This is a genomic window from Streptomyces sp. Root431 (assembly GCF_001426585.1).
Lineage (GTDB): Bacteria > Actinomycetota > Actinomycetes > Streptomycetales > Streptomycetaceae > Streptomyces > Streptomyces stackebrandtii.
Window position 1 is genome coordinate 519,443 of sequence record NZ_LMEI01000009.1, and the last position, 21,353, is coordinate 540,795.

23 protein-coding genes and 1 pseudogene are annotated in these 21,353 nt (G+C 72.1%); 15 read left to right on the plus strand and 9 right to left on the minus strand.

Annotated features, from left to right (window positions below; translation table 11 throughout):
• Nucleotides 1-57: 57 nt before the first annotated feature.
• Nucleotides 58-1,614, minus strand: a complete 1,557-nt coding sequence (locus tag ASC82_RS31395; RefSeq protein WP_056647738.1) for a vanadium-dependent haloperoxidase — start codon at nt 1,612-1,614, stop codon at nt 58-60.
• Nucleotides 1,615-1,980: 366 nt separating this feature from the next.
• Between ASC82_RS31395 and ASC82_RS30640 the strand changes: the two genes are divergently transcribed.
• Complete coding sequence (locus ASC82_RS30640) at nt 1,981-2,535, plus strand: DoxX family protein (protein WP_199862542.1); 555 nt, start codon at nt 1,981-1,983, stop codon at nt 2,533-2,535.
• Nucleotides 2,536-2,763: 228 nt separating this feature from the next.
• Nucleotides 2,764-3,414, plus strand: a complete 651-nt coding sequence (locus ASC82_RS15895) for a ScbR family autoregulator-binding transcription factor (protein WP_056647740.1) — start codon at nt 2,764-2,766, stop codon at nt 3,412-3,414.
• A gap of 42 nt (nt 3,415-3,456) precedes the next feature.
• Here ASC82_RS15895 and ASC82_RS15900 read toward each other — a convergent pair whose 3' ends face one another.
• Together ASC82_RS15900 and ASC82_RS15905 are read right to left on the minus strand one after the other, a co-directional pair.
• Entirely contained in the window at nt 3,457-4,425 is a 969-nt protein-coding gene (locus ASC82_RS15900; RefSeq protein ID WP_056647743.1) for an NAD-dependent epimerase/dehydratase family protein, read from the minus strand.
• Nucleotides 4,426-4,450: 25 nt separating this feature from the next.
• A complete protein-coding gene (locus tag ASC82_RS15905; protein ID WP_056647745.1) occupies nt 4,451-5,437 on the minus strand; it encodes a ScbA/BarX family gamma-butyrolactone biosynthesis protein in 987 nt (328 codons plus the stop codon).
• 131 nt (nt 5,438-5,568) lie between these two features.
• On the opposite strand from ASC82_RS15905, the gene ASC82_RS15910 reads away from it, so the two are divergent.
• The 4 genes from ASC82_RS15910 (at nt 5,569) to ASC82_RS15925 (ending at nt 9,367) form a co-directional block, all read left to right on the plus strand.
• Nucleotides 5,569-6,252 (plus strand): ScbR family autoregulator-binding transcription factor, encoded by a 684-nt coding sequence (locus ASC82_RS15910; protein WP_056647747.1) that lies wholly within the window; start codon nt 5,569-5,571, stop codon nt 6,250-6,252.
• A gap of 152 nt (nt 6,253-6,404) precedes the next feature.
• Nucleotides 6,405-7,556, plus strand: coding sequence for an acyl-CoA dehydrogenase family protein (locus ASC82_RS15915; RefSeq protein ID WP_106962390.1), 1,152 nt, complete (start codon nt 6,405-6,407; stop codon nt 7,554-7,556).
• Nucleotides 7,557-7,585: 29 nt separating this feature from the next.
• Nucleotides 7,586-8,371 carry an electron transfer flavoprotein subunit beta/FixA family protein gene (locus tag ASC82_RS15920; protein ID WP_056647750.1) on the plus strand — a complete coding sequence of 262 codons (786 nt, stop codon included), beginning with the start codon at nt 7,586-7,588 and terminating at the stop codon, nt 8,369-8,371.
• A gap of 39 nt (nt 8,372-8,410) precedes the next feature.
• Nucleotides 8,411-9,367 carry an electron transfer flavoprotein subunit alpha/FixB family protein gene (locus tag ASC82_RS15925; RefSeq protein WP_056647754.1) on the plus strand — a complete coding sequence of 319 codons (957 nt, stop codon included), beginning with the start codon at nt 8,411-8,413 and terminating at the stop codon, nt 9,365-9,367.
• Here the strand turns inward: ASC82_RS15925 and ASC82_RS29530 are convergent.
• The 3 genes from ASC82_RS29530 to ASC82_RS15935 form a co-directional block, all read right to left on the minus strand.
• Nucleotides 9,261-9,860, minus strand: a complete 600-nt coding sequence (locus tag ASC82_RS29530; RefSeq protein ID WP_347336077.1) for a zinc ribbon domain-containing protein — start codon at nt 9,858-9,860, stop codon at nt 9,261-9,263. The genes ASC82_RS15925 and ASC82_RS29530 overlap by 107 nt on opposite strands.
• Before the next feature lie 76 nt (nt 9,861-9,936).
• Nucleotides 9,937-10,644, minus strand: a complete 708-nt coding sequence (locus ASC82_RS15930; protein ID WP_037645538.1) for a TetR family transcriptional regulator — start codon at nt 10,642-10,644, stop codon at nt 9,937-9,939.
• An 87-nt stretch (nt 10,645-10,731) separates the two neighbouring features.
• Complete coding sequence (locus ASC82_RS15935) at nt 10,732-11,493, minus strand: SDR family NAD(P)-dependent oxidoreductase (RefSeq protein ID WP_056647756.1); 762 nt, start codon at nt 11,491-11,493, stop codon at nt 10,732-10,734.
• A 190-nt stretch (nt 11,494-11,683) separates the two neighbouring features.
• Here ASC82_RS15935 and ASC82_RS15940 point away from each other — a divergent pair, with 190 nt between their 5' ends.
• Nucleotides 11,684-12,295 (plus strand): TetR/AcrR family transcriptional regulator, encoded by a 612-nt coding sequence (locus ASC82_RS15940; RefSeq protein WP_056647759.1) that lies wholly within the window; start codon nt 11,684-11,686, stop codon nt 12,293-12,295.
• Between the two features lie 7 nt (nt 12,296-12,302).
• Here ASC82_RS15940 and cynS read toward each other — a convergent pair whose 3' ends face one another.
• The gene (gene cynS, locus ASC82_RS15945; RefSeq protein WP_056647762.1) at nt 12,303-12,773 is read right to left on the minus strand and encodes a cyanase; all 471 of its coding nucleotides are present in this window, start codon (nt 12,771-12,773) and stop codon (nt 12,303-12,305) included.
• Nucleotides 12,774-12,856: 83 nt separating this feature from the next.
• A complete protein-coding gene (locus ASC82_RS15950; RefSeq protein WP_056647764.1) occupies nt 12,857-13,459 on the minus strand; it encodes a carbonic anhydrase in 603 nt (200 codons plus the stop codon).
• A gap of 93 nt (nt 13,460-13,552) precedes the next feature.
• Between ASC82_RS15950 and cynR the strand changes: the two genes are divergently transcribed.
• From cynR to ASC82_RS31135, 4 genes and pseudogenes are all read left to right on the plus strand, one after another.
• A complete protein-coding gene (gene cynR / locus ASC82_RS15955) occupies nt 13,553-14,461 on the plus strand; it encodes a transcriptional regulator CynR (protein ID WP_056647768.1) in 909 nt (302 codons plus the stop codon).
• Nucleotides 14,462-14,613: 152 nt separating this feature from the next.
• The gene (locus ASC82_RS15960; RefSeq protein WP_056648615.1) at nt 14,614-15,144 is read left to right on the plus strand and encodes a heme-binding protein; all 531 of its coding nucleotides are present in this window, start codon (nt 14,614-14,616) and stop codon (nt 15,142-15,144) included.
• Between the two features lie 107 nt (nt 15,145-15,251).
• Nucleotides 15,252-15,918: pseudogene (locus ASC82_RS31130) on the plus strand (stomatin-like protein); the annotation flags it as partial.
• Nucleotides 15,919-16,068: 150 nt separating this feature from the next.
• Nucleotides 16,069-16,857: a serine/threonine-protein kinase gene (locus tag ASC82_RS31135; protein WP_242427693.1), complete on the plus strand. Its 789-nt coding sequence runs from the start codon at nt 16,069-16,071 to the stop codon at nt 16,855-16,857.
• A 27-nt stretch (nt 16,858-16,884) separates the two neighbouring features.
• Here the strand turns inward: ASC82_RS31135 and ASC82_RS15970 are convergent, their stop codons facing one another.
• Nucleotides 16,885-18,036, minus strand: coding sequence for an acyl-CoA dehydrogenase family protein (locus ASC82_RS15970; RefSeq protein WP_056647771.1), 1,152 nt, complete (start codon nt 18,034-18,036; stop codon nt 16,885-16,887).
• 162 nt (nt 18,037-18,198) lie between these two features.
• Here ASC82_RS15970 and ASC82_RS15975 point away from each other — a divergent pair, with 162 nt between their 5' ends.
• The 4 genes from ASC82_RS15975 (at nt 18,199) to ASC82_RS15990 (ending at nt 21,342) form a co-directional block, all read left to right on the plus strand.
• On the plus strand, nt 18,199-18,804 hold the full coding sequence (locus ASC82_RS15975; RefSeq protein ID WP_056647773.1) for a TetR family transcriptional regulator: 606 nt from the start codon (nt 18,199-18,201) through the stop codon (nt 18,802-18,804).
• Between the two features lie 202 nt (nt 18,805-19,006).
• The gene (locus ASC82_RS15980) at nt 19,007-19,669 is read left to right on the plus strand and encodes a TNT domain-containing protein (RefSeq protein ID WP_056648616.1); all 663 of its coding nucleotides are present in this window, start codon (nt 19,007-19,009) and stop codon (nt 19,667-19,669) included.
• Nucleotides 19,666-19,926, plus strand: coding sequence for a hypothetical protein (locus ASC82_RS15985; protein WP_056647776.1), 261 nt, complete (start codon nt 19,666-19,668; stop codon nt 19,924-19,926). The genes ASC82_RS15980 and ASC82_RS15985 overlap by 4 nt, the downstream gene beginning before the upstream one ends.
• A 105-nt stretch (nt 19,927-20,031) precedes the next feature.
• Nucleotides 20,032-21,342 (plus strand): ROK family transcriptional regulator, encoded by a 1,311-nt coding sequence (locus ASC82_RS15990; RefSeq protein ID WP_056647780.1) that lies wholly within the window; start codon nt 20,032-20,034, stop codon nt 21,340-21,342.
• The last annotated feature ends 11 nt before the right edge of the window (nt 21,343-21,353 follow it).

Here is a 21,353-nt window from a genome sequence, read left to right on the forward strand (position 1 = left end):
TGGCGGGGCTGGGCGGGGCGGGCGCGGGGGCGCCGGGGTGAGGCGGGGGCAGGGCTGTCAGCGGTGGGCGCCGGTGAAGTACCGCATGGCCTGCCGGTGCACGACCTTGCCGATGCTGTGGCCCATCTCGATGCCGGGCTCGTTGTCGAAGCTCCAGTGCATGCCGCCGTACACGCGGGAGATGCCGGCCTGCCGGGCCGCCTCACTGAAGGTGGGCCAGTGCAGGACGACGTCGGTGCGCGGGGTGAGGCCGGGCTCGACCGTGGAGGCACCGGCCTTGAAGCGGTACGAGTCGCCGAAGGAGTCCGAGCCGGTGAAGCGGCGCAGGAACTCGGCGGCCGCGCCGGAGAAGGTGCTGTGCCCGGAGACGGTCGCCGGGAACGGCGGAACGGCCACGTACGCCTGCCAGTCGACGCCGTCCATGGCGACGGTGCCCTGGCCGGGGCCGCCCCAGGAGTGGATCTGCTGCCCGCGCCGGTCGTACGGGATGAGGGTCGAGGGGCGGGCGAAGTCGTAGTCGAGCTTGACCGCCCAGGAGCCGATGGCGGCGTCGCACTCGGCCATGTTGAGGCCGAAGAACAGCTGGGCGTCCTCGTCGACGCCGTAGCCGTCGCGGGCGGAGACGTACCGTCCCCACATCTGCTGGGCGCCGGGCGGGGTGACGTCGTCGTTGAGCCAGAACTCGGCGATCGCCTTCTGTTCGTCCGTCAGATTGGCGCTGATGTCGAGGAGTTCCTCGATCGCCGCGGTCATCCGGACCGAGGGGTACGCGGGCGGGGCGGGCACCGTGAACTGGTCGGGGCGGCTCAGCGCGAAGGGCTTCATCACCGCGAACTGCGGGGTGAGGTAGCGCTGCGTCTTGCCGTTCACGATCAGCGGGGTCCAGTGGGCCGGGTCCGTCACCGTCGACGGGTCGAACGCGCCGGCGGTCTGCGGGGCGTTGCGGGCCTGGTAGCCGGTCGTGTCGGAGTACGCGGGGGTGCCGAGCTGGTTGGCGCCGTCGCCGTGCCGGTAGTCGAGGACGGCCCGCGCGGTGCGGCGGCCGATCCACGCGGGGCTGTTCCGGCGGGGGTCGGTGAGCTCGGGGTCGTGGCCGAGGCTGCGCAGCATCGAGTCGATGGCGACCTTGTACTCGGGGTACAGGTCGAGCAGCGCGAGGTGGGCCGCGTAGCTGATCGCCTCGTTCTTGTTGTCGAGGGTCCGCTCGGCGCGGGGCCTGCGCAGGGAGCCACCGAAGCGGCTGCCGACGGCGCAGCGGTCGTAGCACGCCCAGGCGTCGTAGATCGCGTTGTGGATGATCGCGAGGGCGCGGGCGTTGACGGTGGCGGGGCCGAAGCGGTTGCCGGCGGCCTGGTAGCGGCCGAGTATCGCGTCCATCGCGGCCTGGTTCCAGCGGATGACGACACTGAGGTCGGTGACGGCGCCGGGGGCGCGGCGGCCCGTGCGGGTCTCCGCCTCGAAGCTCGTGGGGACGGCCCATGCCGCCGAGCCGGGCAGGGCGAGCACCCCGGCCGCGGCGGCGGACGTGGTGAGCACCCGGCGCCGGGTGAGCGGCGCGCGGGCCGCGGCGGTCTCGGTGGGTGCGGGAGCGGGGGCGGCGGATCTGTGGGACATCCCTGGATTCCTTCGCATGATGCCGGGAACGGACGGACGCGGTCCGAAGCTGCGGATCAAACACAAACTCGAACAGTTCTCAGGCTGGCGAGATTTGATCGCGTCCGGCAACGGTCGATCGACTTCTTGCATCGCAGGTATGCAAGGAAGCGATGGGCGATGCGGGGGTGTGCGGGACGTGGTTAGCGTGAGGCGACGGCGTCCGCCCCTCCTGCCGTGATTTCGGCGCGATCCGAGCGGTCCACCGCCCGATCGCACCCGACTCGGCACCGCACGGCACCCACGGCCCAGGCCCGCACGGTGGCCCCGGCCTCCTCCGCCCGGCACCGCCGGCCCCGCATCGACTCGTGTTGGAGATGCCCGCGCATGACCGTTTCCCCCCAGGTGACACCGCCCGCCACCCCCGTCCCGACGTCACCCGCCACGCAGCCTTCGCCCCCGCCCGCCGCCTCGCCGGCCTCCGCCACCGCCACCGCCTCCCCTCCCTCCGTACCGACGTCCCTCGGCGATCGCTTCGAGCGGATCGCGCCACGGCTGCACGCGCACGGCCTGACCATGCTCCGGGCCGGTCTCGGCGGCGTGTTCGTCTGGTTCGGCGTCCTCAAGGTCATCGGCTACAGCCCGGCGGCCGCGCTCGTCGTCGCCGTCCTGCCGTTCCCCGCGGGCGAGTGGTTCGTGCCCGCGCTCGGCTGGGGCGAGGTGGCGCTCGGCCTGTGGCTGGTGTCCGGGCGCCTCCGGGCCGTGGCCCTGCCGGTGCTCGTCGCCCATCTGTGCGGCACTTTCGCGGTCCTCGTCCTCACGCCGGGCGTGGCCTTCGCCCACGCCAACCCGCTGCTGCTCACCCTGGTGGGCGAGTTCGTCGTGAAGAACGTGGTACTGCTCGCGGGCGCGGTGGTGGTGACGACCCGTCCGCGCCGCTGAATCCGCGAACAAACCTTCCCAACGGTTTGTTAGCAACCGCGCTCGCGGGCCCGGAACAGCGCATGTCCACGGCCTTCTTGGGTAGATACACCCGGCAACACCGAAGCGCCCTGGATCCCAACGAAAGCTCGTAGAATACCAATCAGTCGGTTTAAGGACGTCGGGTGGTACGGCGCGACGGGGCGCAAACCCGTGCCGCTGCGACGCATGGTGCTACGGGAGCCGTTGGTGACCAAACAAGAGCGGGGCACACGGACCCGCGACGCGCTGATCAGGTCAGCGGCCGCAGAGTTCGACCTGCACGGCTACGCCATGGCCACGCTGTCCGCGATCAGCCTGGGAGCCGGCGTCAGTCCCGGGGCGCTCCACTTCCACTTCGAGAACAAGGCGGCGATCGCCGAGGCCGTCGAGGACGCGGCCTGCACGACCCTGCGGCGGACCGCCCGGATCGCCTACCGCCACCGGTCGAACGCCCTGCAGAACCTCACGGACACCACGCACGCGATCGCCCGCCTGTTCCGCGAGGACATCGTCGTACGGGCGGGCTTCCGGCTCAGCTGCGCGAACGACTGCCGTACGGAGCTCAATCTGCGCCAGGAATGGCAGAGCTGCGTCCAGCAACGGCTCGCGGAGGCGGCCGACGAGGGCCTCCTCGCCGCCGGCACAGGCCGTCAGCAGGACCTCGCCCGCACGATCGTCGCCGCCACCGTCGGCCTGGTGACCCTGTGTCAGGACAACGGCGAGTGGCTCTCCCCCCACACCGTCACCGGCCTGTGGCGGACTCTGCTGCCGACCCTCACGGCTCCCGAGGCCCTCGCGGACCTGGAACCGGCGGGGACGGCGGCCGTGATCACCCGCTCGCTCGCCCCGGTGGGGTGAGGACCCGACGCCACCCCTCGGGGAGGGCGTCGGCCCGACGGTTCACCCGCCGGCGAGGAGATCCCGGTACCACGACGCGCGGGCCGGGAATCCCGCGGTGAATCCCGGACCCGGCGCACAGCCGAGGTCCCGCCACGGGCGGTCGTCGGCGAACCAGTGGTCGGTGGCGAGCATGGCGAGGTGGTGGCGGCCGAAGGGGTGGCCCGCGAGCAGGTCGTACGCCTCGGCCAGATCCACCGCCCCGGCCCGGGGCCGGTCCGTCCCCGCAAGCAGGAGCTCCTCACAGGGCGCGAGGAGCTCCGCCACCGGCACCGGTTCGGGATGGTTGACGTAGTACGGGCCCGCCTCCGTACGCGGCGAGAGCGCCGCGCCCAGCAGCACGCCCGCCAAGCTGTCCACGTCGATCACGGAGTGCAGCGAGGCGCCGGCGTCGAGCGGGCCGGGCAGGGCCGCGAGCAGCCGGACCAGGCCGGGGATCAGCTGCCGGTCACCCGCCCCGTACACGAGGTGGGGTCGCAGGACGGCCCCGCCCGCGTCGCTCACGTACCGCTCGCCCGCCGCCCGGGTGCGGCTGGTCGCCGAGCCGGGCGCGAGCGGCAGGGTGCCGGGGGCGGCGGCGCGGAAGGGGCCGCGACCGTGGACGGAGGCGGTGCTCAGGGCGACGATCCGGGTCACCCCGGCGCGTACGGCCGCGTCGACCAGCGCCCGCGTCCCGTCGTCGTTGACCGCGTGGAGCAGCTCCTCGTCCCCGCCGATCGCCGACGCGCAGTGGATCAGTACGTCGACCCCTTCGCAGGCCCGGCGCAGGGAGTCGGGGTCGCGGAGGTCGCCGGTGACGGTCTCGGTCGGGGGACCGCCGTACGCCTTGGGCTCCTCCCCCGCCGTGACGCCGGCCACGGCGGATCGGACGAGCAGCCGGAGGTGTCCGAGGTCCGCCCGTGCCGCCGCCGTCGCCGCCACGCGCCGGCCGATGAATCCGGTCGCCCCGGTGATCAGAACGCGAGGGGCCATGGTTCGCGGGCCTTCCTTGTCCGGTTCAGCCCGCCAGGCGGCTGTCGAGGCTGCCTCCGGCCACCGCCAGGTCCCGGGACGGGGAGGCGGACGGGGATGCGGAGGGGGATACGGACGGGGACGTCAGCGTGCAGGAGAAGACGGACCGGTCGTCCTGACGGCCCTCGACCCGGACGGTGGTCACCGAAGGGTCGGAGGTGGGCGCGATCTCGGCCTCGATCCAGCAGGGGCTGTCGAGTTCCGCGTAGCGCGCGAAGGCGACGTCCATGACCTTGGGGAGGTACGCGCCGCTCCCGAGCACCATCGTCGCCGCCTGCCGGGCGGCCTCCAGGAGGAGCATTCCCGGTACGTGGTCGTTCGGGCGGCGGAAGAGGGTGGCGTGGTCCGTGTTGATCCGCAGCTGCCACTGGCCCGGTCCGGTGCCCGGGGCGAGGACGACATCCTTGGAGTCCTCTCGGCCGACCAGGTGCGGGGCGACTCCCGGTATCAGCGGGACCGGTCGGCCGAGCGCGGCCATCCGCTCGCCCCGGATGCGGCGGTACGCCGGGGCGGAGGTGCAGCTGGTCACGGCGCCGCCGGTACCGAGCAGGCGGCCTTCGCAGGTGAGCACCATGGTGGTCCGCAGGCTCCGGAGCCGGTTGCCACTGCTCTTCACGTCGGAGACGACGACGTCGATGCTGACGTCCGAGGCGCGGCCGTCGACCGCCAGCGCGTCGGCGTCGACACTGTAGGAGAGGTTCCACATGACGAACTGATCGTCCGCGGGTACCCCCAATTCGGCATGAGCGACGAGCATGGTGACCTGACGTATCGTCTCGGCCACCAGTACGGGGTCGTGCCGGTCCCCTGCCACCGGGGAGAAGAAGGGATGCGCGGCAGGCCAGCTGGCGGAGACGGAGAACCGGTTCTCCCGCAGCTGCGTCCAGCCCGTGGGGATGATGTCCGCGGGATCGGCTCGGTGCACGAACTCTCCGGGGACGTGTGCCACCGCTCCCCCATCGCTCTGACTCATGGTTCCCCCTCGCGTCCCCACGCTCCTGGGCGGATTTTCCACCCAGCCTAGAATACGTACAGCCCGGTTTTCTTTTCAATGCGTCACGTCACACGGTGAGCACAGACAGCGAGACAGCAGGAGGCGCCGCCTTGGCACAACAAGCGCGTGCAATCAGAACCCGACGGGCGATCCTGAATTCGGCCGCGACCGTTTTCGCGGAGCGTGGATACGAGCGCACGACCATCGGGGAGATCCTGGTGCGCGCCGGGGTGACCAAGGGAGCGCTGTACTTCCATTTCGCTTCCAAGGAAGACCTCGCCCTCGGCGTGCTCGACGCCCAGATGCTCGACGTACCGCTGACCCCGCCGGCGATCAAGATCCAGGAGCTGGCGGACCAGGCCTTCCTGCTCACCCACCGGCTGCAGCGTGACCCCGTGGTGCGCGCGAGCGTCGCCCTGGCCCTGGACAGCGGCGCCACCAGCATCGACCGGGTCGCCCCGTTCCAGGCATGGATCGATCACCTGTCGGACATTCTGACGGTCGCGAAGGCGCGGGGGGAGCTCCTGGTCCATGTGAACGTGACGGACTCGGCCACACTGTTCTCGGGCGCCTTCTCGGGAGTCCAGGCGATGTCCCAGGTCATGTGCGATCGCCAGGACCTGGCTCACCGGGTGTCGGTCCTGCTCCAGCACTACATGCCGAGCGTCTGTACGCCGGCGCTTCTGACCAGTCTCGAGCTGACCGCGGAGCGCGCCGTGACACTCGGTGCCGAGTACGACGCGATCCTGCTCCGCCGGGAACAGGACCAGCTCGCCGACACGCCCCGCCAATAAAACCGACCGACCGGTCCTCTGAGCGCCCCGACGCGGAACAGCGTCGGGGCGCTCTGGCATCGTGGCACTGAGTGTGTTTTGCTGAGGGTACTCAGTGCCACAAGCGTTCATCACGGCCACACGCGGCCAAGCGTCTAGGGGAGCTCCACATCATGGGCAAGGACTTCGACCTGTATCGGCCCTCCGAGGAGCACGACATGCTCCGGGAGTCGGTGCGTGCGCTGGCGGAGGCGAAGATCGCGCCGTTCGCCGCGGCGGTGGACGAGGAGGGCCGGTTCCCGCAGGAGGCGCTGGACGCGCTGGTCGCCAACGACCTGCACGCCGTGCACGTCCCCGAGGCGTACGGCGGCGCGGGCGCCGACGCGCTGGCGACCGTGATCGTGATCGAGGAGGTCGCGCGCGTGTGCGGCAGCTCCTCCCTGATCCCGGCCGTGAACAAGCTGGGCTCCCTGCCCGTGATCCTGTCCGGCTCCGAGGAGCTGAAGGCGAAGTACCTGGGCCCGCTGGCCAAGGGCGACGCGATGTTCTCGTACGCCCTGTCCGAGCCCGACGCGGGCTCCGACGCGGCCGGCATGAAGACCCGTGCGGTCCGTGACGGCGACTTCTGGATCCTCAACGGCGTCAAGCGGTGGATCACCAACGCCGGCGAGTCCGAGTACTACACGGTGATGGCCGTCACCGACCCCGAGAAGCGCTCCAAGGGCATCAGCGCCTTCGTCGTGGAGAAGTCCGACGAGGGCGTCTCCTTCGGCGCGCCGGAGAAGAAGCTCGGCATCAAGGGCTCCCCGACCCGCGAGGTCTACTTCGACAACGTCCGCATCCCCGCGGACCGCATGATCGGCGCCGAGGGCACCGGCTTCGCCACCGCGATGAAGACCCTCGACCACACCCGCGTCACCATCGCGGCGCAGGCCATCGGCATCGCCCAGGGCGCCCTCGACTACGCCAAGGGCTACGTCAAGGAGCGCAAGCAGTTCGGCAAGCCGATCGCCGACTTCCAGGGCGTGCAGTTCATGCTCGCCGACATGGCCATGAAGCTCGAGGCCGCCCGCCAGCTCACCTACGCCGCCGCGGCGAAGAGCGAGCGCGTCGACGGCGACCTGACCTTCTTCGGCGCCGCGGCCAAGTGCTTCGCCTCCGACGTCGCCATGGAGGTCACCATCGACGCCGTCCAGCTCCTCGGCGGCTACGGCTACACCCGTGACTACCCCGTCGAGCGCATGATGCGCGACGCCAAGATCACGCAGATCTACGAAGGCACCAACCAGGTCCAGCGCATCGTCATGGCCCGCAACCTCCCGTAACCACCAGCCTTTTCGAAAGGAGACAGGCCGTGACCCTGAAGATCGCTGTCTGTGTGAAGTACGTCCCCGACGCGACCGGCGACCGCGGTTTCGCCGACGACCTGACGACCGACCGCGAGGCCGTCGACGGCCTGCTCTCGGAGCTGGACGAGTACGCGGTCGAGCAGGCTCTGCGCATCTCCGAGGAGTCCGACGACGCCGAGGTCACCGTCGTGACCGTGGGCCCGGACGACGCCAAGGACGCGCTGCGCAAGGCGCTGTCGATGGGTGCCGACAAGGCCGTCCACGTCAACGACGAGGACATCCACGGCTCCGACGTCATCGCCACCTCCGCGATCCTGGCCAAGGCCCTGGAGAAGACCGGCTTCGACCTGGTCGTCTGCGGCATGGCCTCGACCGACGGCACCATGGGCGTCCTGCCGGCCCTGCTGGCCGAGCGGCTGAACGTCCCGCAGGTCACCCTCCTGTCGGAGCTCTCCGTCGAGGGCGAGCTGGTGAAGGGCCGCCGCGACGGCGACTCCGCCACCGAGCTCCTGGAGGCCCCGCTGCCGGCCGTCGTCTCGGTCACCGACCAGTCCGGCGAGGCCCGTTACCCCTCCTTCAAGGGGATCATGGCCGCCAAGAAGAAGCCGGTCGAGGAGCTGGACCTGGACGACCTGGACATCGACGCCGACGAGGTGGGCCTCGCCGGCTCCTGGACCCTCGTCGACGCGGTGGCCGCGCGTCCGGCCCGTACGCAGGGCACGATCGTCACGGACGAGGGCGACGGCGGCAAGCAGCTCGCCGCCTTCCTCGCCACCCAGAAGTTCATCTGACCCACCGTCAGCCAGACACCCACTCAGGAGCAATGAATCATGGCTGAGATCCTGGTTCTCGTGGACCACGCCGACGGTGCGGTCCGCAAGCCGGCCCTCGAACTCCTCACCCTGGCCCGCCGCATCGGCGAGCCCTCGGCGGTCGTCCTCGGCGCCGGCGAGGCCACGGCCTCCATCGCCGCCACGGCCGGCGAGTACGGCGCCGCCACCGTGTACGTCGCGGACGGCGCCGAGTTCACCGACCAGCTGGTCGTCCCGAAGGTCGACGCGCTGACCCAGCTCGCGAAGGAGAAGGGGGCCGCCGCCGTCCTGGTGACCTCCTCCGGCGAGGGCAAGGAGATCGCCGCCCGCGTCGCGCTGCGCCTCGGCTCCGGTCTGATCACCGACGCCGTGGAGCTGGAGGCCGGCGAGAACGGCCCGGTCGCCACGCAGTCCGTCTTCGCCGCCTCGTACCAGGTGCGCTCGACGGTCTCGCACGGCGTCCCGGTCATCACCGTCAAGCCGAACTCCGCCGCCCCGGAGGCCGCCCCGGCCGCCGGCACGGTCGAGAACGTCGCCGTCACCTTCACCGGCAACGCCGCGAAGGTCGTCGCGCGCACCCCGCGCGTCTCCACCGGCCGCCCCGAGCTCACCGAGTCCGCGATCGTGGTCTCCGGTGGCCGCGGCGTCGGCGCGGCCGAGGGCTTCGCGGTCGTCGAGAAGCTGGCCGACTCGCTCGGCGCGGCCGTCGGCGCCTCGCGCGCCGCCGTGGACGCGGGCTGGTACCCGCACTCCAACCAGGTCGGCCAGACCGGCAAGCAGGTCTCGCCGCAGCTGTACGTCGCGGCGGGCATCTCCGGCGCGATCCAGCACCGGGCCGGCATGCAGACGTCGAAGACGATCGTCGCCGTCAACAAGGACCCCGAGGCCCCGATCTTCGACCTCGTGGACTACGGCGTGGTCGGCGACCTCTTCGAGGTACTGCCGCAGCTGACGGACGAGATCGGCGCCCGCTGACCGTCCTCGTCACCCAACGGTAAGGGGCGGGTGAGTGGCACTCTGTGCCACTCACCCGCCAGCCGTCGAGCGGGACCTCCTCGCAGAGCCGCACGACCGGCCTGCGACCGGTCACGCCGACGCCCGAGGAGAGCTTGACCCGGACTCCCGGGCGCACCGCGTGCAGCGGCCCGTCGACGCGGCAGCGGACCACGAAGCCCTCCGCCATGTAGACCGGCCAGAGGTCGGCGTCGGCCGCGGCGACCCCGCGCCGTACGGAGATCACGCCCTCGCCCCCGCTCAGTTCGGGCGAGAGGTCCGTCGACCCGCAGGTCGGACAGAGCAGGCGCTGGAACGTCGTGGTGTGGCACCAGCGGCAGCGCTGGAAGTAGAGCTCGGAGTCGGGGGCCGACTCCTCCACCTGGACGGCGGTCCCGCTCCTCAGTCCCGTGTGGAACACGATGCCTTCTCCTTGCACTCGGCGGCTCGACCGTGCAGGGCAAAGATATGGCACTGAGTGCCATCAAATAAAGACCTGAGTTCCCTCAATTCGAGATACCGAGAACCCCGAGGGTTCTCGGCACCACCCCTCAGCTCTCACCGAGGCTCGACTCCACCTCGCGCACCACGCGCCACATGGGAGTGGACCGCTTGGTGATGACCACGACGACGTCCTCCGTCTCCTCCGCCGGCGCGTCCGCGACCGCGTCCGGGCTCCAGGTGGCGCGGACGAACTCCAGGGCGCGGTCGACCTCCGCCAGCGGGTCGCCCTCGCCTCCGGAGCGCAGCCAGTGGCGCAGGGCGTGGTTGTGGGCGGCGACGACGGCCGCCGCGACCACGTTGGCGCGCAGGGTGCCGTCCCTGCGGTCGGCCCAGCGGGTGCGCAGATAGTCGCCGAGGGTCTTCTCGTACCGCCAGACGACCGAGAGCTCGTACGTCCGCAGCCCGGTCACCTCGCGGGTGAGCCGGTAGCGCTGGACGGAGAAGGTGGGGTTCTCGGCGTACATCCGCATGACGAGCCGGGCGGCGTCGCAGACGCGCACGATCGGGTCGTCGGCGTCGGCGCTCGCGGCGAGGAAGCGGGTCATGTCGGCGAGGCACTGCTCGTGGTCGGGGAAGACCACGTCCTCCTTCGACGGGAAGTACCGGAAGAAGGAGCGGCGGCCGACGCCCGCGAGCGTGACGATGTCGTCGACGGTGGTCTGTTCGTAGCCGCGCTCGAGGAAGAGCTGGAAGGCCGCGGCGATGAGGGAGTCCCGCATCGCGGGCTTCGGGGTGTTCGTCGAGGCTGTTCCCATGGCCCGAACCTAACACTCGGACCGGCCGATGCGGCACTTGGTGCCGGGAAAATCCGGCACCGAGTGCTGCATCGAGGGTACGCAGGCTCAGCGCGGGGCCATGCGCAGGGCGCCGTCCATCCGGATGGTCTCCCCGTTGAGGTAGTCGTGCTCGACGATCATCGTGACGAGCCGGGCGTACTCCTCCGGGCGCGCGAGGCGCTGCGGGAAGGTGACGCTCGCCGCGAGACCCGCCCTGACCTCCTCGCCGAAGCCGGCCATCATCGGGGTGTCGACGATGCCGGGGGCGACGGTGACGACCCGGATGCCGTACTGCGCCAGGTCGCGGGCGGCGGTGACGGTCATGCCCGCGACGCCCGCCTTGGAGGCGGCATAGGCGATCTGGCCGACCTGGCCCTCGAAGGCGGCGATCGAGGCGGTGTTCACGACGAGGCCGCGCTGCCCGTGCTCGTCGGGCTCGTGCCGGGCGATGGCCTCGGSGGSGAGCCGCATCACGTTGAACGTGCCGAGCAGGTTGACGTTGAGGACCGTACGGAACAGGTCGAGGTCGTGCGGGCCCTTGCGGCCCAGGATGCGGGCGGAGGGGGCGATGCCCGCGCAGTTCACGGCGAGCCGGAGCTCTGTGCCGTCGGCGTCGATCGCGGCCAGGGCCTCGCGCACCTGGTCCTCGTCGGTGACGTCGGCGGCGAGCAGGCGGACGCCGTCGGGCAGCGGCCCGGCGGCCGCGACGGCCTTGTCCAGGTCGAGGCCGTAGACGGTGGCGCCACGGGCGGCGAGCGCGGCGGCCGTGGCGGCGCCGAGGCCGGAGGCGGCGCCGGTGACGAGAGCGGCGGAGCCGGCGATGTCCATGGAACTCCTCGTTCGTGTCGTGCGGGTGGGACCCTGCCGCCGGGTTGGCCGCCGGATCGGGCGCGTGCCCGCGAAGAGATCGCGCGGTCCGCGCGATCTTGCGCCGCCCACCATAGAACCGCAGGCAGCGCCCCCGGAAGCGGAAGCGGGACATCCCCGGGCGGTAGTCGACCGGTCGTACACTTCCGCCATGGGGCGAACGAGTGACGCGCGGGAGCGCATCCTGACCGCCGCGAAGACGCTGATGCTGCCGCGCGGCTACTCCGCCCTGGGTGTGGCGGAGATCTGCAAGGCGGCCGGGGTCCCGAAGGGCAGCTTCTACTACTTCTTCGCCTCCAAGGAGGAGCTGGCCCTCGCGGTCATCGACGAGCACTGGACCGCGCAGCGCGCCGAGTGGACCCGCGCCCTGGACCGGGACGTCCCGCCGCTCCAGGGGCTGCGGAGGCTCTACGACTCCACCGCGGACGAGCTGCGTGCCGGGCAGCGGAGATGCGGCACCGTCACGGGCTGCCTCCTCGGGAACCTGGCCCTGGAGATGAGCACCGGCACGGCGACCGTGCGCGAGCGCCTGCGGGAGATCTTCGACGAGCAGGTCGCCCTGGTGGCGGAGACCGTCGCCGAGGCCCGCGGGCGCGGCGAGGTCACCGTCGCCGACGCCCACGGGGCCGCGCGCGCCCTCGTGGCCCAGCTGGAGGGCCAGGTCCTCTTCGCCAAGCTGTACGACGACGTGGGGCGCTTCGACGTCCTGTGGGCGAACTCCCTGGCCCTGCTGGGTGCGAGGGCTCCTTCCCCCTCGCCCTGAGCATCCGTCAGAAGGGCTTGGTCGGGAGGTACTTGCCGTCGAGCGTGATGACGGCGCGCTCACCGCCCTCGGGGTCGGCGACCTTCTTGACGTCGAGCTTGAAGTTGATCGCGGAGATGATGCCGTCGCCGAACTCCTCGTGGACGAGGGCCTTGAGGGTGGTTCCGTACACCTGGAGCATCTCGTAGAAGCGGTAGATCGTCGGGTCGGTCGGGATGCCGCCGTCGATCGATCCCCGGGTGGGGATCGTGCGCAGCAGCCGGACCGCGTCCTCGTCGAGGCCGAGGAGATCGGCGACCGCCCGCGCGGCGGGCTCCGGCAGGGCGTGCTGGCCGAGCACGGCGGCGGTGGTGAAGGCGACGGAGAAGCCGGCGGCGTCCGCGATCTGCTGCCAGGTCAGGTCCTTGACGGTCTTGGCCTCGACGGCGGCGATGGCGAGCTCGCGGCGGGCGGTGGGGTCGAACTGGGCGTGCACCATGAGAGGCACTCCTTCTTTCCTGTGGGGGGTTGCGGATAGGTCTGTGATGGATTGCGGATCGGGCTGTGGGGGGTTTTCGGGGGTCAGGCTGCGACGACGGCGGGGCGGGCGACGGTGTCGAGCTCCTCGACGGAGCCCGCCGCGATGTCGAAGACCCAGCCGTGCAGCCGTACGTCTCCCTCGGCCAGCGCGCGGGCGACCGAGGGGTGGGTGGCGAGGTTCGCCAGCTGGGCGGCGACGTTCTCGCGCACCAGGGCGGCCACGTCCCCCTCGCGTCCGGTCGCGGCGGTGCGGGCCAGGGAGGCGTCCGCGTGCCGCAGCCAGCCGGCGACGGCGGGCGCGGAGCCGAGGTCGTGGCCCTCGGCGAGCGCGGTCATCGCGCCGCAGGCGGAGTGCCCGCAGACGATGACGTCCCGCACGCCGAGGACCGCGACGGCGTACTCGACGCCGGCGGAGACCGCGTCGCCGCCCGGGGTGTGGGCGGGGACGAGATTGCCCGCGGTGCGGATGACGAAGAGCTCACCCGGGTCGGTCTGGGTGATCAGCTCGGGGACGACGCGGGCGTCGGAGCAGCCGATGAAGAGGGTTCGGGGGCGGTGGACGGTGGCCAGGCGGGCGAAGAGCCCGGCCTTGGCAGGGAAGACCTCCCGCTGGAAGCGGTCGATTCCCTCGGCGAGATGAGGCATGCCTTCACCCTGCACGACCAGGAGCTATAGCGTCCAAGACCGGTCATCGATCTCTGCCATAGATGAGATCTATACCTGGTCTAGAGTCGTCTCATGCAGCCGGAACTCCGCCACCTCCGCTATCTCCTCGCCGTCGCCGAGCACGCCAATTTCACCCGTGCCGCCGAGGAGCTCCGCATCGCCCAGCCCACGCTGTCGCAGCAGATCAAGCAGCTGGAGAAGGCCCTCGGGGCCCAGCTCCTGGACCGCACCGGCCGGACCGTGCGCCTCACGGACGCCGGGGAGGCCTACGCGCGGTACGCCCGGGGTGCGCTCCGGGACCTGGCGGCGGGTGAGCGGGCGGTGCTCGACGTACGGGACCTCTCGCGCGGCCAGCTGCGGCTCGCGGTCACCCCCACCTTCACGGCCTACCTCACGGGCCCGCTCGTCGCCGCGTTCCACACGCGCAACCCCGGCATCACGGTGGAGGTGCGGGAGCTGCCGCAGGACCGCGTCGAGGCCGAACTCCTCGCCGACCGCCTGGATCTCGGCATCGCCTTCGACGGCGTCCACCTGCCGGGCATCGAGGCCGCTGAGCTGTTCACGGAGACCCTCGGACTCGTCGTCGGCCCCGCCCACCCGTACGCCGGCCGCACCGAGCCGCTGCCCATCGCCGACCTGATGCCCCATCATTTGGCCCTGCTGAGCGGCGACTTCGCGACCCGGCGACACGTCGACGCGTACGTGGCAGAGCACCGGGTCCGGCCCCGGATCGCGGTGGAGGCCAACTCCGTCAGCGCGCTCACCGAGATCGTCCGGCGTACGGACCTGGCCACGGTCCTCCCCGACGCCGTCACGCGGGACCACCCGTATCTGACGCCCGTTCCGCTCTCCCCCGCGCTCCCGTCCCGCGGCGTCGCCCTCCTGCGCCGCTCCGGCGGCTACCGGAGCGCGGCGGCCGAGGCCTTCGCCGAACTGGCCATGGAGGACGACGAGACGGTGCGGGGTCATCCGATCGGCTGACCCCGGGGTCCACCGTTGCGCCCCGCGGGTGCAGCCGGGCCGCCGACGGGTCGGCGTGCGGAACGACCCCAGGATGGAAGGGAGAGCGGGGGCCGTCCACCCGACGGCCCGCGCAATACCCCGAGTTCACTGGAGCAGACCCCATGAAGCACGTGAAGAAGGCCTCCTCGCGCACCCGTGTCGTGACCGGCGGCGCGCTCGCCGCGGCCATCGCGCTCGGCGGCTTCGGTGCCTACTCCGCCAGCGCCACCGACGAGGACACGACGGCGGCGCCGGCCGCGGCCGCCGCCAAGGCCGACGCGAAGAACAAGAACACGACACGCTCGACGCACCTGACGATCGMGGCCGCGACGAAGGCCGCCCAGGCGACCCTCGACGCCGCCGAGAAGGAGAACCAGCGCGTCTCCGTCGCCGTCGTCGACCGCAACGGCAACACCATCGACGAGGCCGCCCAGAAGAAGGCGTACACGGCCGTCTCCTGGAACGCCCCCACCTCCGAGCTCGCCAAGCGCCTCACCAACGCGCCCACCCTCAAGGACATCCCCGGCACCCTCTTCCTCGGCGGCGGCGCCCCCGTCACCGCCAAGGGCGCCCCCATCGCCGGCATCGGCGTCGCCGGCGCCCCCTCCGGCGACCTCGACGAGAAGTTCGCCCAGGCCGGCGTCGCCAGCCTCGGCAAGTAGACCGGAGCCCTGCCCGCCGACCCGTTCCTCCCCTAACTCCTGTGTCCTACAGGCCAGTTCTGTGAGACTGTGCCGGCTGACGCGCAAGGCCGAGGGGGAGTGGACCGTTGAACGTCATAACGCTGTTGGGGCTGGTGGCGGGAGTGCTCGTCCTGGCGGAACTCGCCTGGGCCGTACGGATCGTCCCGGAGGCGACGGTGGCCGTCGTCGAGCGCCACGGACGTCACCGTCGCCTGCTGCGTCCCGGACTCAACATCGTGTTCCCGCCGTTCGACCGGATCCGGGCTCGGGTCGATCTGCGCGAGCAGGTCGTCCCGTTCCCGCCGCAGCCGGTGACCACCCTGGACAACCTCGTCGTCAACATCGACTCGGTCATCTACTACCGGGTGACCGACGCCCGGGCCGCGACCTACGAGGTCGCCAGCTACATCCAGGCGATCGAGCAGCTCACGGTCACGACCCTGCGGGCCGTCGTCGGCGGCATGGACTTGGAGCGGACCCTCGCCTCCCGCGTGGACATCAACGCGACGCTGCTCGGCGTCCTCGAATCGGCGACCGGCAAGTGGGGCATCCTCGTCAACCGCGTCGAGCTCAAGGCGATCGAGCCGCCGACCTCCATCCAGGACTCGATGGAGAAGCAGATGCGCGCCGAGCGCGACAAGCGCGCCGCGACGGCACTCCAAGATCCTCGCCGCCGAGACCGAGAAGCAGTCTGCGATCCTGAGGGCGGAGGCCGAGGTCGAGGTGGCGAGGATCCACCGGCAGGCCGAGGCCGACGACGCGCCGCCGCTCCCGGCGCAGGCGCGTTCCGCGCTGCGTCCGCACGCGCCCCTCGCGGTCCCGTTCACCCACGAGCCGTTGCGCGGGGACGACCCCCGGCAGGTCGGCCGGTACCGGTTGACGGCCCGGCTGGGCGAGGGCGGCATGGGCACGGTCTACCTCGGCCTGTCTCCCGGTGCCCGGCAGGTCGCCGTGAAGGTGGTGCGCGAGGAGCTCGTCAACGATCCGTCCTTCCGGCGCCGGTTCGCCCGAGAGGTCGACGCCGCCCGCAGGGTCAGCGGCTTCCACACCGCGCCGGTCGTCGACGCGGGGCCCGAGGACACCAGGCCGTGGCTCGTCACGGAGTACATTCCCGGCCCGTCCCTCCACGAGGTACTGGAGATACACGGACCGCTGTCCGCGCTCACCCTGCGCGCCCTGGCCCTCGGCGTCGCCGAGGCCCTCGAAGCCATCCACGCGTGCGGCATCGTCCACCGGGACCTCAAGCCCGGCAACATCCTCGTCTCGTCCGCCGGCCCCCGCGTGATCGACTTCGGCATCGCGCGCGGCGCGGAGGCGACCGCGCTGACGAGTGCCGACGTGGTCGTCGGCACACGCGGGTTCCTCGCCCCCGAGCAGCTGACCGGCGCCCCGCTGACCGCCGCCGTGGACATGTACGCCTTCGGCATGGTGCTGTGCCACGCCGGTGGCGCGGCGCGATACGCCGAGGGCACGCCCCTGGCCGGCGCGCTGCGGTTCCTGCCCTCGGATCTCGCCTCCGTCGCGACCGCCTGCCTCGACCACGATCCCGCGGGCCGCCCGTCGCCCACGGAGGTCCTCCGGAGCATCGGCGCCGGCGACACCGAGACCCCGTCGAACTGGCTGCCGCCCGCTCTGCGAACGCTGATCGACCTGCACCAGGCCGCGACGGTGACGGCCACGACGGTGGAGTGACAACCGGCAGCGCGCGTCGTTTGTCCCCTACTCGGGCCGCGCCAGGCCCCGGCTGATGACCAGCCGCTGGATCTGGTTCGTCCCCTCGAAGATCTGCATGATCTTCGCCTCGCGCATGAAGCGCTCCACCGGGAAGTCGCGGGTGTAGCCGTAGCCGCCGAGGACCTGGACGGCGTCCGTGGTGACCTTCATGGCCGTGTCGGTGGCGATGAGCTTGGCCGCGCTGGCCTGGCGGCTGAAGGGGCGGCCGAGGTCGCGGCGGCGGGCCGCGTCCAGGTAGGTCGCGCGGGCCGCGTCGACCGAGGCGGCCATGTCGGCGAGGAGGAAGCCGAGGCCCTGGTGGTCGACGATCCGCCGGCCGAAGGTGCTGCGCTCGTTGGCGTAGTCGACGGCGGCGTCCAGCGCGGCCTGGGCGAGGCCCGTCGCGCAGGCGGCGATGCCGAGGCGGCCGCTGTCGAGGGCACTGAAGGCGATCTGGAGGCCCTGGCCCTCGTCCCCGATGCGCCGGTCGACGTCGAGGACGGCGCCGTCCCAGTAGGCGGAGGTGGTCGGGATCGCCTGGAGGCCCATCTTCCGCTCGGGCAGGCCGAAGCTCAGGCCTTCGGTGGCGCCCGGGGCGAGGAAGCAGGAGATGCCGCGGCCGCCGGGGGCGGTCCGGGCGAAGAGGGCGTAGAAGTCGGCCTTGCCGCCGTGGGTGATCCAGGCCTTGGTGCCGGTCACGCGATAGGCGCTGCCGTCGTCCTCGAGCTCGGCCTTGCAGGACAGGGCGGCCGCGTCCGAGCCGGCCTGCGGTTCGGAGAGGCTGTAGCCGCCGATGGCCCGGCCTTCCAGCATCGCGGGCAGCCAGCTCTCCTTCTGCTCCGCCGTGCCGAAGGTGTGGACGGGGTGGCAGGCCAGCGTGTGGACGCTGGTGGCGACGGCGACGGCCGCCCAGCGCGCGGCGAGCTCCTCCAGGACCTGGAGGTAGACCTCGTACGGCTGGCCTCCGCCGCCGTACTCCTCGGGGTAGGCGAGGCCGAGGAGCCCGGCCTCGCCGAGGGTGGTGAAGAGACCTTCGGGATAGGTCTCGGCGGCCTCGTGCTCGTTCACCCGCGGAGAGAGCTCCTTGTCGGCGATCTCCCGGGTGAGGGCGATGAGGTCCGCCGCTTCGGGGGTGGGAAGCAGGCGGTCGACATCCATGGCGACTCCAGCGGCGCGCAAAGTGGTACTGGGGCAGGTACTGCAGTACCGCTTAGCGTAGCGGCAGGACGGCACCGGTGTAACCCCTGACCGGCGGGGCGGGCCCTCACCCCTCACCGGGGCTCAAGGCCCGCCCGAAGAGTGGCCTGGAATACTGGCCGGGTGATCGAGACCTCCTCCCCCGACGCCCCGAAACTGACGGGCCGCGGGGCGGCGCGCCGCTCCGCCCTCTTCGAGGAGCTCGTCGCCCTGCTCGTCGGCGAGGGCTTCGCCCGCCTGACGCTCGACGACCTCGCCGCCCGCCTGCACTGCTCGAAGCGCACCCTGTACGGCCTCTCCGGCAGCAAGGAGCAGCTCGTCCGGGCGGCCGTCGTGCACTTCTTCCGCCGTGCCACGGCCCGGGTCGAGGCGGTCCTCGCCGCCGCGACCGACCCCGCCGAGCGGCTGGCCGCCTATCTGCGCGCCGTCTCGGCCGAGCTGGCGCCGGTCTCGCCGCAGTTCTTCGACGACGTCGCCGCCTTCGAGCCGGCGGCCGAGGTGTACGAGCGCAACACGCGCGCGGCGGCCGGCCGGGTCCAGCAGCTCATCGAGGAGGGCGTGCGCGCGGGCGTCTTCCGCGAGGTGCACGTGACCTTCGCGGCGGACGTCATCTCCTCGGTGATGGTCCGCATCCAGCGGCGCCAGGTGGCCGCGGCGACCGGCCTTGCCGATGCCGAGGCGTACGAGCAGCTGGCCGAGCTGCTCCTCAGCGGCCTCCGCAAGGTCTGAAAGGTCTCCGCACGGCCCGACCGGCCTCCGCAAGGTCCACCCCCCACCGGCGCACGGACATGGCCGGTTCACGCCCACGTTCGATCACTCTGCGCAGGTGATCCATTACTGTGTGCGGCGCAACCGACCACTCCGTCCCCAGGGAGACCTCCGCGTGGAGCGCAGCCGTACCGCCTTCAGGATCCGAGCCGTCCTCGCCGCCATGGGCGTGACCGCCGCCCTCGCCGCGGCCCCCGCGGCGCAGGCCGCACCGACCGGGACGCCCGCGGCGCAGCAGCCCGGGGCGACCTCCCTCGCCGCTCCCCCGGAGCCCTGCACCGGGGAGTTCCAGGGCGACAAGCGGCTGGGCCCGAAGTTCCTGCCGAAGAAGTGGCAGGAGCCGGTGGGCCCGCTGCTCAACCGCTACCACCGGACCGGGAAGCTCTCCTCCGCCGACTTCCTCAAGAAGTACTGGGAGGGCCCGGCCGACACCGGCAGCTGGAAGTACCCGCCGAACGACGGCTTCGGCGAGGTCAACGGCACCGTCGACAAGGCGCCCGAGCTGCTGGTGGAGGGCGAGCGCCTCGACCGCTTCGGCTCGGAGTTCGGCTCCTACCTGGCCCCGGCCGGCGACGACTACGCCAAGCGCGCGCTGCCCCCGCAGAACCTCAACACCCGGGACGCCGCCTTCCCCTGCGACTACCACCTGTACGAGGTGACGCGGTCGTTCGTGGTCTGGGAGGGCTCCATCGCGCCCTGGTTCGAGCAGCCCGGCGGCGGCCGTCAGATCAAGCTGGACCCGGCCTTCCTGAACCCGGGCGAGGGGCAGCGCCTCAGCGTCAAGTGGCTGCTCGACAACGGCTATCTGGTGCGCGTCCCCGCGTGACCGACCGCCGCGCGCTGGAACGGGCACTCCGGGAGGCCGGGGTGCCCGCGGCGTACTACTGGATCGAGGGCGTCCACGAACCGGCGCCCACCCCGCCCGACTTCGTCTATCTGCGGACGCGGCCGGGCGGGGCCGGTGGCGGCACGGCGGCGTGGGAGACCGGGGTGTACGAGCGCGGGGTCCACGAGCCCGTCGCCACGCACGAGACGGAGGCGGAGGCCTGCGCCCACCTCCGGACGCTGCTGGGCGCCCCATAGCCCCGCGCCACTTAATTCAGCCCATGCGTTAAACCTCAAGAGAAATCGCCCCCGGAGTCCCGACAGCGGTATGTTTCGGTCAGGACTACTTCACCTGGGGGCCCAGTGACCACGCGGAACGGCCGCACGGTACGTGACCTGCGACGCGAGAACCGCACCGCCGTCCTCCACCGCCTGTACTTCGACGGGCCGATGAGCCGTTTCTCGCTGGGGCCCGCGACCGGACTGAGCTCGGGCTCGGTCAGCAACGTGGTCGGCGAACTCGTCGCGGAGGGCCTCGTCGAGGAGGCCGGCAGCGTCGACTCGGCCGGCGGACGGCCCCGCACCCTGCTGCGGGTCACCCCCGGCAGCGGCTGCATGATCGGCGTCGACGTCGGCGAGACCCGGGTCCGGGTCGAGCTGTTCGACCTCACGCTCACCGAACTCGCCCGCGCGGAGCGCCCGTTGGCGGTCGACACCGCCGACCCGCACGACCGGTACGAGGTCGGGCTCGTCGTCGGCCTCGTCCGCGACGGCATCGCGGAGGTGCTGCGGACGGCGGACGTCCCCGCCGAGCGGCTCCTCGGCGTCGGCGTCGGCGTGCCCGGCATCGTGGCCCGTACCGCCGAGGACGGCGCCGTCGTGCACGGCCAGACCATCGGCTGGGACGCCGTCCCGCTGGAGCGGCTCCTGCGCGAGGCCGTGGAGCTGCCGGCCTCCGTCCCGTACCGGATCGACAACGGCGCCAAGACGCTCGGCCAGGCCGAGATGTGGTTCGGGGCCGGCCGGGGCGCGCGCAGTGCCGTGGTCGTGCTCTTCGGCTCCGGCGTCGGCGCCTGTGTCGTCACGGACCCGATGGGTCCCGGCCGGGCGCTCGAATGGGGTCATCTGACGGTGCGCGTCCGGGGGCGCCGCTGCCGCTGCGGCTCCCGGGGCTGCCTGGAGGCGTACGCGGGCGCGGAGGCGCTCCTGGAGCGGTGGCGCGAGGCGGGCGGGGCGGCACCGGCCGGCGCGGACGAGGAGACCGCGCTGACGGCGATGCTGGCCGCCGCGTACCCCGCGGACGCGGGGCGGACGCCCGACGCGACGGCGCTCGCCGTCCTGGAGGAGACCGCCGAGTACCTGGGCGCCGGCTTCGGCGATCTGATCAACCTCTTCCAGCCCGAGCGCATCCTCGTCGGCGGCTGGGCGGGCCTCCAGCTCGGCGCCCGCTTCCTGGAGACGGTGAAGGGCTACGCGCGGGAGTACGCGCTCGCGTATCCGGCGGCCCGGGTCGACATCGCGATGGGCACGCTCGGCCCCGACGCGGTGACGGTCGGCGCGGCGATCCTGCCGCTCGCCGACTTCTTCGCCCGGGGCGGGCGGCGGGCCGAGGCGGAGGCGCCCGAGGAGGAGCCCGCCTGGGCGTCGACCGTACGGGGGCGCGAGGCGCACTGAGCGCGCCACTC